This is a genomic window from Bacillus sp. FSL W8-0770 (assembly GCF_038008705.1).
Taxonomy (GTDB): Bacteria; Bacillota; Bacilli; order Bacillales; family Bacillaceae_G; genus Bacillus_A; species Bacillus_A cereus.
In genome coordinates this window covers 3729142-3743015 of record NZ_JBBOZR010000001.1, presented here as the reverse complement: position 1 = coordinate 3743015, position 13874 = coordinate 3729142, and the positions used below count along the sequence as shown (strand labels likewise).

The window sequence follows — 13874 nt, the reverse complement described above, 5'->3', positions numbered from 1 at the left end:
TACATGAATAATAGTAAAGTGATTAAACTACAAGATCGTGTACCAAAATTGAAAAATCAAAAGAAAAAAAACAAAAAAAATGTTAATCATCGATTGATTTTATACATATCAATTTTATTTTTATTAGTGCTCTTTTTAATTTATTTTCGGTCTCCGCTTAGTAATATAAAAAAGATTAGTGTGTTTGGAAATCACTATATGACGGATGAGCAAGTAATGAAGGATTCAGGCGTGACATATGATACAAGTTATTTCCGAGTGACAGCACATAAAGCTGAAGAAAACTTAACGAAGCGAAAAGAAATTAAAGCAGTAAATGTAAAAAAACGTTTTCCAAACAAGATTGATATTCATATCGAAGAATATTTAACGATTGGTTATATAAATAAAGAGGGAAAATTACAACCGTTATTAGAAAATGGAAAAACGCTTGATGTACTACCTAATGGAAAACTTCCTGTTGCAGCACCGATTTTCGAACCTTTTAAAGAAGAGAAAATGAAGGAGTTAATCGCTGAACTAGAAAAATTAACACCAGCTATTTTAAAATCTATTTCGGAGATTCGCTATTCACCAACGAATGCGAATGAAGATCATCTTACTTTATATATGAATGAAGGTTATGAAGTGAGCACTACGATTCAAAATTTCGCAAAACGTATGGAAGCCTATCCACTTATTTTAAAAACAATTGAGCCAGGTAAGAAGGTATTAATTGACTTAGAAGTAGGTGCATATACGAAAGAATTAGGTGCGGAAGAAAAAAAAGAATAGAATGGTAGTTTTCGTTGCTCATAGCAGAAAAAACGAAACGAATGTTCTATTATATGTATACGAATTTAGAAGAATGGTTCATTTGATGAAAAATATGTAAAAATTCTTAGATTCATACTAGTATTGGTACAAGTTTCACTTTTCTATGAGTACATCTTAGTGTAGACTTATACTTGGCGGTAAACTTTACACTCGAAATAGAATTATTTCAAGATAAGCAGTTATTCATAGTTTACTGCGATATTCTTAATTGAATGCTAAATAAAAATAAGAAAAATATAGGGTTAAAAAAGGGAAACGTATAAAGACGTTGAATATTTTTCTTATAAATAGTAAAGTTGCGATTGTTGTTCCATATATTGAGTTGTATGGTATAAATAAAGAAGGAGGTGCCAAAGAATGAACAGCAATGAAATATATGTTAGTCTTGACATCGGTACATCCAATGTTAAAGTCATCATTGGTGAAATGGTTAATGACAGCTTAAACATTATTGGTGTTGGAAATGTAAAATCAAATGGTTTAAAGAAGGGATCGATAGTTGATATAGACGAGACTGTTCGATCAATTAAAAAAGCAATTGAACAAGCTGAGCGCATGGTGGGAATCCACATTGAGCAAGTTGTAGTAGGTGTCAATGCAAACCAGGTACAGCTACTTCCTTGTCACGGAGTAGTCGCTGTTTCAAATGAAGATCGTGAAATCGGGAATGAAGATGTCTTACGCGTTCTAGATGCAGCACAAGTTGTGTCAATTGCTCCAGAACGTGAGTTTATTGATGTGGTACCTCGACAGTTCATCGTAGACGGTCTTGACGAGATTAACGATCCACGCGGGATGATCGGTGTAAGATTAGAAATGGAAGGTACACTTATTACAGGCTCGAGAACTTTACTACATAACCTACTTCGTTGTGTAGAAAAAGCAGGTCTTGAAATTGTTGATATTTGTCTTCAACCTTTAGCGGCTGCAACAGTTGCTATATCTTCAGATGAAAAAAATAGAGGAGTAGCCCTTGTTGATATGGGGGGAGGATCTACAACTTTATCTATTTTTAAAGATGGAGAGTTACAAGCGACGAGCGTATTACCATTAGGTGGAGACCATATAACGAAAGATATTGCGATTGGGTTGAAAACTTCAACAGAAAATGCAGATCAAATTAAGTTGAAATATGGACATGCTTTTTATGATACAGCATCTGAAGAAGAGATGTTTACGGTTCCTATTATGGGAAGTGATCAAACAGAACAATATTCTCAGTTGGAATTATCGGATATAATAGAGGCTCGTGTAGAGGAAATTTTAATGTTTGTTCAAGATGAAGTGCGTAAGTTAGGAGTAAAGCAAGTGGCTTCTGGTTATGTACTAACTGGCGGAATTGCTTCTATGCCAGGTGTTCTTGATCTTGCATATGATATTTTACATGAAAATGTTCGTGTAGCAACTCCTGATTATATTGGTGTGCGTGAGCCTCAATATACAAGTGGAGTTGGATTAATTAAACATTCTTATCAAAAAGCTAAATTACGTGGGAAAAATGTGCAGGAAAAGCAAGAGCATTTTGAACCAGTACCAGCACCAGCACCAACGCCGGTACAACAGCAACCCACGAAACAAAAAACTCGTAATCAAAACAATAATAATCAAAATGATGACCGCATGATGTCAAAAGTAAAACGTGTATTCCGTTATTTATGGGATTAAAATTGGACACGAAAAATGAGGTTCTAGGGGGATTTCGACATGTTAGAGTTTGATACTACTCAAGATCAATTAGCGAATATAAAAGTTATCGGTGTCGGCGGTGGCGGAAACAATGCTGTAAACCGTATGATTGAACACGGTGTACAAGGTGTAGACTTTATCGCTGTGAACACTGATGCACAAGCATTAAATCTATCAAAAGCTGAAACAAAAATGCAAATTGGTGGAAAATTAACGCGTGGACTTGGTGCAGGCGCAAACCCTGAAGTAGGGAAAAAAGCTGCAGAAGAAAGTAAAGAACAGATCCAAGAAGCACTTCGTGGTGCGGATATGGTCTTCGTAACTGCCGGTATGGGCGGTGGAACTGGAACTGGTGCAGCTCCAGTTGTTGCTCAAGTTGCAAAAGAATTAGGTGCTTTAACAGTTGGTGTTGTAACACGTCCATTTACTTTTGAAGGACGTAAGCGTGCGACGCAAGCAGCATCTGGTATTGCAGCATTTAAAGAAAATGTAGATACTCTTATTGTAATTCCAAACGATCGCTTATTAGAGATTGTTGATAAAAATACGCCAATGTTAGAAGCATTCCGTGAAGCTGATAACGTATTACGTCAAGGTGTTCAAGGTATTTCGGATTTAATTGCAACGCCAGGTTTAATTAACTTAGACTTTGCAGACGTAAAGACAATTATGTCTAATAGAGGTTCTGCTTTAATGGGTATTGGTTCTGGTAACGGGGAAAATCGTGCTGCAGAAGCTGCGAAAAAAGCGATTTCTAGTCCATTACTAGAAACATCTATTGATGGAGCTCAAGGTGTTATCATGAACATTACGGGTGGCGCTAACTTAAGCTTATATGAAGTACAAGAAGCGGCAGATATCGTAGCTTCAGCTTCAGATCCAGAAGTAAATATGATCTTCGGTTCTGTTATTAACGAAGGATTAAAAGATGATATCGTTGTAACTGTAATTGCAACTGGTTTTGATGATAGCATTGCAACTCAACCACCAAAACCAATTATTCGCCCGAATGCGAACCACACGCAACAACAGCAACAACCAGTAGCTCAACCTTCAAAACAACGTGAAGTAAAACGTGAAATGAAGCGTGAAGAGCCAGTTGTACATGAGCGTCATTCAGATTCAGATGATATCGATATTCCAGCATTTTTACGTAACCGTCGTAGACGATAAAAAAAGGAGCTTTCATGCTCCTTTTTTGTTTTTTAAATGGAAAAGACCTGCTAAGCAGGTCTTTTTTTTATTTGGTATATTTTGTTGGTGAAAATAAGAGTATATCATTCTATGAATTTGTACTTTTATTTTTTACCGACAGATTATGTCTAGAAATCACAAAATAACAAAAAAACACCTCCGCAAATTGACACACTTTCCTATTGGATATGCATTATACTAGTCTCAACTTGAAAAAAGAGGTGAATTGTTTGGTTGTTTACGCCGACGTTGTTTGGTTGTTAAACGCCTGCATTGATTTTCTTTTGCTTTTATTAACAGCTACCGTGTTAAAAAAGAAAATCAAAAAATGGAGGCTTGTGTTAGGGGCATTTATAGGTTCAACTATTGTTATTTTTGCCTTTACTCCTTTTGCTTCTATGATGACACATCCAATTATGAAACTACTGTACTCGTTACTTATTGTGTATACAGCATTTGGGTTTACAACATTTAGAAATTATGCACAAACTGTTTTTACTTTTTACTTTGTAACCTTTATGGTTGGCGGAGGATTAATTGGAACTCATTTCTTTTTGCAAACGAATGAAATGGTAAATGGATTGGTTCAATCTCAGTCAATTTCTTACGGTGATCCAATTAGTTGGTTATTTGTTATTTTTGGTTTTCCAGTAATTTATTATTTTTCTAAAAAGCGTATTGAAAGCGTAGAGGTCACGAAAATACACTATGATCAAATTGTGAAAGTAAAAATTCAATTAGCAGAAGAAGAACTAGAACTGGCAGGTCTTATTGACAGTGGGAACCAACTTTATGACCCATTAACAAAAACACCCGTTATGATTATGCATGTTTCATCATTAGAACATTGCTTACCATCTTGGTTAACAGAACAAATTTATTCCAAAACAGAAATTCCTCAAATACCAGAAAATGATTCTGGTTGGGCGACAAAATTACGCTTAATTCCTTTCCGTGCAGTAGGGGTAGAGAGTCAATTTTTGTGGGCAATTAAGCCTGACAGTGTGCAAGTTGACCATGAAGGTAGTTCTATTGTTGTAAACAAAGTATTAATTGGATTAAATACACAACAGCTTTCTACTAATGGGGAGTATCAATGTATTGTGCATCCAAAAATGTTGATTTCACAAAAAATGGTAATTGCTTAATAATGAGAGGCGGGATAATATGATGAAATTAAAATTTTATTTAGTATACCTTTGGTATAAAGTATTGCTGAAATTAGGAATTAAGACCGATGAAATTTATTATATTGGTGGAAGTGAAGCGTTGCCACCACCGTTAACAAAAGAAGAAGAGGAAGTTCTTTTGAATAAATTGCCAAAAGGAGATCAGGCAGCAAGGTCATTACTTATTGAACGTAACTTAAGGCTCGTTGTATATATAGCAAGAAAGTTTGAAAATACAGGGATAAATATTGAAGATTTGATTAGTATAGGAACAATCGGCCTTATTAAAGCGGTAAATACATTTAATCCAGAAAAGAAAATAAAATTAGCAACATATGCATCGCGTTGTATAGAAAATGAAATTTTAATGCATTTACGTCGAAATAACAAAAATCGTTCGGAAGTTTCTTTTGATGAACCACTAAACATTGATTGGGATGGGAATGAACTGTTATTGTCTGACGTGTTAGGTACAGATGATGATATTATTACAAAAGATTTAGAAGCTACTGTAGATCGTCACCTTTTAATGAAAGCATTACACCAATTAAATGATCGTGAAAAACAAATTATGGAACTTCGGTTTGGGCTTGCTGGAGGAGAGGAAAAGACGCAAAAAGATGTGGCTGATATGCTTGGGATTTCACAGTCATACATTTCGCGTTTAGAAAAAAGAATTATAAAAAGATTACGAAAAGAATTTAATAAAATGGTGTAAAGAATAAGACCAGCCGTTATGTAGGCTGGTCTTATTCTATTTAGTTGTATTAGGAAAGATAATTTAAATAACAAATCGTGAAAAAACCACATGCATAAAATCCCCTTCAAAGGAAATACTTTACACTGTACAGCAACTCCCGATAGGAGGGAACACTTTGACGAGAAACAAAGTAGAAATTTGCGGTGTTGATACAGCTAAACTTCCAGTATTAAAAAATGAAGAGATGCGTAAATTATTTCGTGAAATGCAAAGTGGAGAGATAAGCGCAAGAGAAAAATTAGTGAATGGAAACTTACGTCTTGTACTGAGCGTCATCCAAAGATTTAATAACAGAGGAGAATATGTTGACGATTTATTTCAAGTTGGTTGCATCGGACTTATGAAATCAATTGATAATTTTGATTTAGGCCAAAATGTAAAATTTTCAACGTATGCTGTGCCGATGATTATTGGGGAAATACGCAGATATTTGCGTGATAATAATCCGATTCGCGTATCGCGCTCATTGCGAGATATTGCGTATAAAGCTTTGCAAGTAAGAGAAAAGTTGATTGCAGAAAATTCAAAAGAACCAACAGCAATGGATATTGCAAAAGTGCTAGAAGTAACTCATGAAGAGATAGTATTTGCTTTAGATGCAATTCAAGATCCAGTTTCATTATTTGAACCGATTTATAATGATGGGGGAGATCCTATCTTTGTTATGGATCAGTTAAGTGATGAAAAACAAAAGGACGAGCAGTGGGTTGAAGAATTAGCATTGAAAGAAGGAATGAAGCGTTTAAATGATAGAGAGAAAATGATTATTAGAAAACGTTTCTTCCAAGGAAAGACACAGATGGAAGTTGCAGAAGAAATTGGGATTTCCCAAGCGCAAGTATCACGTTTAGAGAAGTCAGCCATTAAACAAATGAATAAAACGATTCAAGGATAAGGTCTCACCAATTATGGTGAGACCTTTTTATATGTAATATGGTTTGTGCTCATAGTAGGGGATTAGTGTTCATATAATGAAACTAGCATCGTGTTTCGTATAGGTGGCTTCCTGTAAATATGAGAAACAGTTTCCAATTTGTCATATAAGGGAGAGGATAAAAATGGTGATACGAATTTCAGAGTTACAGATGAAGGATGTTATAAATATTTCAGATGGAAAAAGGATTGGGAATATTGGAGATATTGAAATTGATATGAACACAGGGAAAGTTTGTTCTGTTATTATTTCCAAACAGACACGTATGCTAGGTATTTTTGGAAAAGATGTTGAGATTGTAATTCCTTGGAAGGAAATTGTGAAAATTGGGGAAGATGTCATACTTGTAAGAGTAAATCCTGTTAATTCTGTAACAGAATCAATACAAACACCGACAATTTCATAAAGAATATTACAAATTCCTCTTTTTTTTCTGTTAGGATTATGAAAAAATAAAAGTATGGTAAAATAGACAGGAAGTACCATGCTTTTTTCTGTTATTTTAATTAAAAGGAGCCGCTTTATTATGAGAGAACCATTTAAATATGTGGACGGTATACTGTATTTACAAGCGTGGAAAGAACTTGGAAACATTACTGCTGGATTTACGACAAAAGATGGTGGGATAAGTACGGGCTCCTTTCATGCGATGAATTTAGGATTACATGTGAATGATATCGTGGAGAACGTTCATGAAAACAGACGCATTTTAGCAAATAAGTTACAAAAACCATTAGAAAACTGGATTTGCTCTGAACAAGTTCATGCTCATCATGTTGAAAAAGTAGGGCAACAGGAAAAGGGAAGTGGTGTCTATTCATATGAGGACGGCATTTCAAAAACAGATGGCATTTATACGAGTAATGAAGATGTTCTGTTAACGTCTTGTTACGCGGATTGTGTTCCGCTCTATTTTTATGCACCATCACATGGTATGATAGGACTTGCGCATGCTGGATGGAAAGGCACTGTACAAGAGATTGCAAAGGAAATGATTCAAAAGTGGAATGCAGAAGGTATTTCAAGTGATGAAATTCATGTTGCAATTGGGCCGTCGATCGGATCTTGTTGTTATGTTGTGGATGATCGTGTATTAACAGCAGCACAGGAAGTAGTTAGCGGTGCTGTTCCTCATCAAAAAATTTCTGACGGGCAGTACGCAATTAATTTAAAAGAAATTAATCGTATATTATGTGTACAAGCAGGCATAAAAGAAGAGCATATTGTAATGTCATCTCTTTGTACAAGCTGTGAAGAGCAACTATTTTTCTCTCATCGTCGTGATCAAGGTAAGACAGGAAGAATGTTGAGTTTCATAGGTTTTAAGGAGGAAGGAAGCAAGTGACAGTACAAGAAAATTTAGTAATTGTAAACGAAGCTATTAAAGAATCTTGCGCTCGAGCTGGACGCTCGTTGCAAGATATTAAACTTGTTGCAGTTACAAAAACTGTAGGGATTGAAAAAACAAACGAAGTAATTGAAGCTGGAATTATCGATTTAGGTGAAAATAGAAATGAAGGTTTCTTACAGAAATACGAGCATTTCGGTTCAAAAGTTAATTGGCACTTTATTGGCTCATTACAAACGAGAAAAGTAAAAGAAATCATTAATGAAATTGATTATTTACATTCGTTAGATCGTCTTTCGCTGGCGAAAGAAATTCAGAAACGTGCTGATAAGAAAGTGAAATGCTTTATTCAAGTGAAAACCTCATCTGAAGAATCGAAGCAAGGATTGGCAATAGAAGAGGTTGTTTCTTTTATTCAAAGTTTGCAAGAATTCGATAAAATTGAAGTGGTTGGACTAATGACGATGGCTCCATTTACAGAAGAAGAGGAAGAAATCAGACGCTGTTTTAAGGAATTACGTATGCTGCAAACAGAGGTGCAGGAGCTAGAGTTATTACATGCGCCATGTAAAGAATTATCAATGGGAATGTCCAACGATTACAAGATTGCAATTGAAGAAGGGGCTACATATATTCGTTTGGGAACGATTTTAGTAGGAAAAGCGTAAAAGGAAGGAGAATCTTATTATGAGTTGGTCAAAAGTAAAATACTTCTTTTTTGATACACCGGAAGAAAAAGAAGCAGCTCAATATGGTTATGAAAAGGAGCAAACAGACATGAAAAAGCAGCAAGATCCACCAGAACAACAAGACGTTACGTTTCCGAAAGCGCAACCGAAGCAAAATGTTGTGAGTATTGAAACAGCAAAACAATCTTCAAAAGTTGTTTTATTAGAACCACGCACATATTCGGAAGCACAAGGGATTGCGGACCACTTAAAAGGTAGACGAGCTGTTGTAATTAATTTGCAGAGAATGTCTACTGATCAAGCGGTACGTATCGTTGACTTTTTAAGTGGTACTGTATACGCTATAGGCGGGGACATTCAAAAAATAGGGCCGAAAACATTTATGTGTACACCTGAAAATGTAGATATTGTTGGTGCGATTTCAGAGTTATTCGGTGAAGAAGAAGAAACAAATATAAAGAGGTGGTAATACGCCATGACAACAGTTTTTATAGTGTTAAGTTATGCTATCGAGATTTACTCGTGGGCACTTATTATTTACATTCTCCTATCATGGTTTCCTGGTGCAAAGGAATCATCTTTTGGAGAGTTCCTGGCACGTATTTGTGAACCGTATTTAGAACCATTCCGCCGCTTTATTCCGCCGCTTGGAATGATTGATATTTCTCCAATCGTTGCGATCTTTGCGTTGAAACTTGCTAAAACTGGTTTGTTCAGTTTATTAAGCTATTTCTTATAGTAAGAAGGTAAATACATGAGCATCTACGAACATTTTAGGCCTGATGAGGAGGTCTTTGTGGATAAAGTGCTAGAGTGGAAGCGAGCGGCGGAGTACCATCAAGTGAAGTTAACGGATTTTCTTGATCCTAGGCAACAACAAATTGTTTCTATGGTAATAGGACAAGGTGATGTTGCTGTACAATTTGGTGGTGCAACGCCTAATGCAGAGCGTAAAAGAGCACTTATTTATCCAGACTATCTAGAATTAAATGAAGAAGAATTTCAAGTAGAAGTATTAGAAATTGACTATCCTTCCAAGTTTTATACGCTAGAACATAGGCAAATATTAGGTACATTTATGTCTCTTGGTTTAACAAGAGAAAAATGTGGTGATATTTTGCTGCAAGAAAATCGTGCCCAAATTGTAGTTGCGAAAGAAATTGTATCGTATATTGAGATGAACTTACAATCAATAGGGAAAGTAAAAGTCTCTTTAGCGTCAGTGCAAGGAGAACAAATTCTACAGATAGATGAAACGTGGGGAGAGAAATCTGGAACGGTTTCTTCACTTCGTTTAGATGTTATGTTAGCTGAAATGTTACATTTATCTAGACAGAAAGTACAACCTTTCATAAAAAATGGTTTAGTAAAAGTCAATTGGAAAACAGTGGAGCAAACTTCTTATGAATGCTATCCAGGAGATGTTTTTTCTGTTAGAGGATATGGCCGAAGTAAATTATTTTCTGTAGAAGGTAGAACAAAACGCGACAAATGGAGAATTTTGTATGGTATACTAAAATGATTGGTTTTTTAGAAGGAAATCCTCCTATTTTGTCGAAGAAAAGATATAATTGAAAGAGGAAATTTAGATAACTACTTGGAGGTGGCGTTGTGCCGTTAACACCATTAGATATTCATAACAAAGAATTTGGTCGCGGATTCCGTGGCTATGATGAAGATCAAGTAAATGAGTTTCTTGATCAAATTATCAAAGATTATGAATTGGTCATTCGTGAGAAAAAAGCTTTAGAAGAAAAAGTTGCGCAGTTAGAAGGGAAGTTAGATCATTTTTCTAATATTGAAGATACGTTAAACAAATCTATCGTCGTTGCACAAGAAGCAGCGGAAGAAGTAAAACGTAATGCGCAAAAAGAAGCGAAATTAATTGTGCGTGAAGCTGAAAAGAATGCTGATCGTATTATTAACGAAGCATTAGTAAAATCAAGAAAAGTTGCTTTTGATATTGAAGAGCTAAAGAAACAAGCGAAAGTATTCCGAACTCGTTTCCGTATGTTATTAGAAACACAGCTTGAGATGTTAAACAACGATGATTGGGATAAACTAATTGAATTAGAAGACGAAGTAGATGAACTGTTGAAAAAAGAAGAAACAGTGTAAGCTTGACGTTTTTCTCATTATTACATATAATTTTAAACAACATATTTATTAAGAAAAACGAAGATAGGGATAAGTACCTTTTCAAACCTTATATAGCGAACTGAGGATGGTGTAAGCTCAGGATAAGGAGATAGTGGGAATATCACCCTGGAGTTCCGCGCTGAACAAATAGAGTAAGCGTAGGCGTGTATTCGCGTTAAGAATATAAAGAGGATTCTATACATATGTATATGATCTACTAGGGTGGTACCGCGGGAGACTTTCTCGTCCCTTTTTGGGATGAGAAGGTCTCTTTTTTATTCCGTTTTTTAAGTGTTTCTTTTATACATGTAAGGAGGAATTGAGCATGGAGTACAAAAATACATTACTGATGCCAAAAACAGAGTTCCCAATGCGTGGGAATTTACCAAAACGTGAGCCTGCAATGCAAGAAAAATGGGCTGAAATGAATATTTACGAAAAAGTACAAGAACATACAAAAGGACGTCCTTTATTTGTATTGCATGATGGACCTCCATATGCGAATGGTGACATTCATATGGGACATGCATTAAATAAAGTATTAAAAGACTTTATTGTTCGTTATAAATCAATGACTGGTTTTAGTGCGCCATATGTTCCAGGATGGGATACGCACGGTTTACCAATTGAACAAGCTTTAACAAATAAAGGTGTAAAACGTAAAGAAATGACAGTTGCTGAGTTCCGTAAGTTATGTGCAGAGTATGCATATGAACAAGTAGAACGTCAACGTGAACAATTTAAGCGTCTAGGTGTACGTGCAGATTGGGATAATCCATATATTACTTTAGAGCCAGCTTATGAAGCACAACAAATTAAAGTGTTTGGTGACATGGCGAAAAAAGGTTATATCTATAAAGGTCAAAAACCAGTTTACTGGTCTCCAACGAGTGAATCTGCTTTAGCGGAAGCTGAAATTGAATATCAAGATAAAAAATCAGCATCTATTTACGTAGCATTCCCTGTAAAAGATGGAAAGAACGTATTAGAAGGTGATGAAAAGTACATCATTTGGACAACGACACCTTGGACATTACCTGCAAACTTAGGTATTTCTGTTCACCCAGAGCTTGAATATAGCATTGTAAAAGTAAACGATGAGAAATATATCATTGCTTCTGAGCTGTTTGAGACAGTTGCAAAAACGTTAGAGTGGGAAAATGCTGAAGTTGTGAAAACAGTAAAAGGTAGCGAACTTGAGTACACAGTTGCAAAACATCCATTCTACGATCGTGATTCATTAGTTATGCTAGGAGACCACGTAACAACAGATGCAGGTACAGGTTGTGTTCATACAGCACCAGGACACGGGGAAGATGACTTCGTTGTTGGTAAAAAGTATGGATTAGAAGTACTTTGCCCAGTCGATGATAAAGGTGTATTAACAAATGAGGCACCTGGATTTGAAGGCTTATTCTATGATAAAGCTAATAAACCAATTACAGAAAAATTAGAAGAAGTAGGCGCGTTACTGAAACTAACATTCATTACACATTCATACCCACATGATTGGAGAACGAAAAAACCAATTATTTTCCGTGCGACAGCACAGTGGTTTGCATCTATTGAAGCATTCCGTAAAGAATTAATAGAAGCTGTAGCAGAAACAAAATGGGTACCAGCATGGGGAGAAACTCGTCTTCATAATATGGTTCGTGACCGTGGTGACTGGTGTATTTCTCGTCAGCGTGCATGGGGTGTGCCAATTCCGGTATTCTATGCTGAGAATGGTGATCCAATTATTACGGATGAAACAATTAACCATGTAGCAGATTTATTCCGTGAACACGGTTCTAACGTATGGTTCGAGCGTGAAGCGAAAGATCTATTACCAGAAGGATTTACACATCCAGGTAGCCCAAATGGCGAATTCCGTAAAGAAACAGACATCATGGATGTATGGTTCGATTCAGGTTCTTCTCACCAAGCGGTATTAGAAGAGCGCGAAGATTTACAGCGTCCAGCTGATTTATATTTAGAAGGATCTGACCAGTATCGTGGTTGGTTTAACTCTTCATTATCAACAGCAGTTGCTGTAACAGGTAAAGCTCCATATAAAGGCGTACTAAGTCACGGTTTCGTACTAGATGGTGAAGGACGTAAGATGAGTAAGTCGATTGGAAACATTGTCGTACCGAAGAAAATTATGGATCAATTAGGCGGAGACATTTTACGCTTATGGGTATCTTCTGTTGACTATCAATCTGACGTACGTATTTCAGATGATATTTTAAAACAAGTAGCAGAAGTGTATCGTAAAATCCGTAACACATTCCGTTTCTTATTAGGAAACTTAGACGACTTTAAGCCAAGTGAAAATGCAGTAGCTGTAGCTGAACTTCGTGAAGTAGATCGTTACATGTTAGTGAAATTAAATGACTTAATTACAAAAGTTAAAGAAGCATATGAGACATACGACTTCGCTGCTGTGTATCATGCAATTCATAACTTCTGTACAATTGATTTAAGTTCATTCTATTTAGACTTTGCAAAAGACATTTTATATATTGAAGGTGCAAACCACGAAGATCGTCGTGCGATTCAAACTGTATTATATGATGTTCTTGTTGCGTTAACGAAACTTGTAACACCAATCTTACCGCATACAGCTGATGAAGTATGGCCATACATTCCAGGCGTAACAGAAGAAAGTGTACAATTAACTGATATGCCAGAAGCTGTACAATTAGATGACGCGGAAGCGTTAAAAACAAAATGGGATGCATTTATGACATTACGTGATGACGTGTTAAAAGCACTAGAAGTAGCTCGTAATGAAAAAGTAATTGGTAAGTCATTAAATGCAAGCATTACGCTATATCCAACTGCAGAAATGAAAGCTATGTTAGAGTCTATTAGCGAAGACTTAAAGCAATTATTCATCGTTTCTGAGTATAAACTTGGTGGTATGATGGATGAAGCGCCAGCAGATGCACCGAAGTATGAACATACAGCGGTTGTTGTTGCTCAAGCAACTGGTGAAACATGTGAACGTTGTTGGGTAGTTTCAGAAACAATTGGTAAAGATGCTGAACATGAAACATTATGTGAGCGTTGTGCAACAGTTGTTAAAGAAAACTATGTAAAATAATAAAAAAAGCTGACTGCTATTGATGCAGTCAGTTTTTTTGTTGATGGC

14 protein-coding genes and 1 other annotated feature are annotated in these 13874 nt (G+C 35.9%); all 14 genes read left to right on the top strand.

All coding sequences use genetic code 11. The annotated features are described in order from the left end of the window. The first annotated feature begins 3 nt into the window (after positions 1 to 3). The gene (divIB, locus tag NST27_RS19085; RefSeq protein WP_001065789.1) at positions 4 to 774 is read left to right on the top strand and encodes a cell division protein DivIB; all 771 of its coding nucleotides are present in this window, start codon (positions 4 to 6) and stop codon (positions 772 to 774) included. Between the two features lie 399 nt (positions 775 to 1173). Next, positions 1174 to 2481: a cell division protein FtsA gene (ftsA, locus tag NST27_RS19080; RefSeq protein WP_001087558.1), complete on the top strand. Its 1308-nt coding sequence runs from the start codon at positions 1174 to 1176 to the stop codon at positions 2479 to 2481. 39 nt (positions 2482 to 2520) lie between these two features. Beyond that, positions 2521 to 3675, top strand: coding sequence for a cell division protein FtsZ (gene ftsZ / locus NST27_RS19075; RefSeq protein ID WP_000888984.1), 1155 nt, complete (start codon positions 2521 to 2523; stop codon positions 3673 to 3675). A gap of 251 nt (positions 3676 to 3926) precedes the next feature. Next, on the top strand, positions 3927 to 4844 hold the full coding sequence (gene spoIIGA, locus NST27_RS19070) for a sigma-E processing peptidase SpoIIGA (RefSeq protein ID WP_000261970.1): 918 nt from the start codon (positions 3927 to 3929) through the stop codon (positions 4842 to 4844). A 19-nt stretch (positions 4845 to 4863) separates the two neighbouring features. Continuing rightward, positions 4864 to 5583 carry an RNA polymerase sporulation sigma factor SigE gene (gene sigE / locus NST27_RS19065; protein ID WP_000976948.1) on the top strand — a complete coding sequence of 240 codons (720 nt, stop codon included), beginning with the start codon at positions 4864 to 4866 and terminating at the stop codon, positions 5581 to 5583. Between the two features lie 157 nt (positions 5584 to 5740). Next, positions 5741 to 6520, top strand: coding sequence for an RNA polymerase sporulation sigma factor SigG (gene sigG, locus NST27_RS19060; RefSeq protein WP_000197755.1), 780 nt, complete (start codon positions 5741 to 5743; stop codon positions 6518 to 6520). A 163-nt stretch (positions 6521 to 6683) separates the two neighbouring features. After that, entirely contained in the window at positions 6684 to 6965 is a 282-nt protein-coding gene (locus NST27_RS19055; RefSeq protein WP_000236747.1) for a YlmC/YmxH family sporulation protein, read from the top strand. A gap of 120 nt (positions 6966 to 7085) precedes the next feature. Continuing rightward, positions 7086 to 7904 (top strand): peptidoglycan editing factor PgeF, encoded by an 819-nt coding sequence (pgeF, locus tag NST27_RS19050; protein ID WP_001209008.1) that lies wholly within the window; start codon positions 7086 to 7088, stop codon positions 7902 to 7904. Continuing rightward, the gene (locus tag NST27_RS19045) at positions 7901 to 8575 is read left to right on the top strand and encodes a YggS family pyridoxal phosphate-dependent enzyme (protein ID WP_000218004.1); all 675 of its coding nucleotides are present in this window, start codon (positions 7901 to 7903) and stop codon (positions 8573 to 8575) included. The genes pgeF and NST27_RS19045 overlap by 4 nt, the downstream gene beginning before the upstream one ends. A gap of 19 nt (positions 8576 to 8594) precedes the next feature. Then, a complete protein-coding gene (locus NST27_RS19040) occupies positions 8595 to 9065 on the top strand; it encodes a cell division protein SepF (protein WP_000119129.1) in 471 nt (156 codons plus the stop codon). A 6-nt stretch (positions 9066 to 9071) separates the two neighbouring features. Further along, positions 9072 to 9335: a YggT family protein gene (locus NST27_RS19035; protein ID WP_000214233.1), complete on the top strand. Its 264-nt coding sequence runs from the start codon at positions 9072 to 9074 to the stop codon at positions 9333 to 9335. 15 nt (positions 9336 to 9350) lie between these two features. Then, entirely contained in the window at positions 9351 to 10118 is a 768-nt protein-coding gene (locus tag NST27_RS19030; RefSeq protein WP_002164454.1) for a YlmH family RNA-binding protein, read from the top strand. An 89-nt stretch (positions 10119 to 10207) separates the two neighbouring features. Then, positions 10208 to 10714, top strand: a complete 507-nt coding sequence (gene divIVA / locus NST27_RS19025) for a septum site-determining protein DivIVA (protein WP_001131611.1) — start codon at positions 10208 to 10210, stop codon at positions 10712 to 10714. Positions 10715 to 10765: 51 nt separating this feature from the next. Further along, positions 10766 to 10989: a binding site (T-box leader), on the top strand. A gap of 71 nt (positions 10990 to 11060) precedes the next feature. Further along, positions 11061 to 13826 carry an isoleucine--tRNA ligase gene (gene ileS2 / locus NST27_RS19020; protein WP_000455951.1) on the top strand — a complete coding sequence of 922 codons (2766 nt, stop codon included), beginning with the start codon at positions 11061 to 11063 and terminating at the stop codon, positions 13824 to 13826. The last annotated feature ends 48 nt before the right edge of the window (positions 13827 to 13874 follow it).

What these genes read in the sequence shown, in the direction of transcription:
- divIB (WP_001065789.1), top strand. Translation starts at nt 4, where the DNA reads ATGAATAATAGTAAAGTGATTAAACTACAAGATCGTGTACCAAAATTG.
- ftsA (WP_001087558.1), top strand. Translation starts at nt 1,174, where the DNA reads ATGAACAGCAATGAAATATATGTTAGTCTTGACATCGGTACATCCAAT.
- ftsZ (WP_000888984.1), top strand. Translation starts at nt 2,521, where the DNA reads ATGTTAGAGTTTGATACTACTCAAGATCAATTAGCGAATATAAAAGTT.
- sigE (WP_000976948.1), top strand. Translation starts at nt 4,864, where the DNA reads ATGATGAAATTAAAATTTTATTTAGTATACCTTTGGTATAAAGTATTG.
- NST27_RS19055 (WP_000236747.1), top strand. Translation starts at nt 6,684, where the DNA reads ATGGTGATACGAATTTCAGAGTTACAGATGAAGGATGTTATAAATATT.
- pgeF (WP_001209008.1), top strand. Translation starts at nt 7,086, where the DNA reads ATGAGAGAACCATTTAAATATGTGGACGGTATACTGTATTTACAAGCG.
- NST27_RS19040 (WP_000119129.1), top strand. Translation starts at nt 8,595, where the DNA reads ATGAGTTGGTCAAAAGTAAAATACTTCTTTTTTGATACACCGGAAGAA.
- NST27_RS19035 (WP_000214233.1), top strand. Translation starts at nt 9,072, where the DNA reads ATGACAACAGTTTTTATAGTGTTAAGTTATGCTATCGAGATTTACTCG.
- NST27_RS19030 (WP_002164454.1), top strand. Translation starts at nt 9,351, where the DNA reads ATGAGCATCTACGAACATTTTAGGCCTGATGAGGAGGTCTTTGTGGAT.
- ileS2 (WP_000455951.1), top strand. Translation starts at nt 11,061, where the DNA reads ATGGAGTACAAAAATACATTACTGATGCCAAAAACAGAGTTCCCAATG.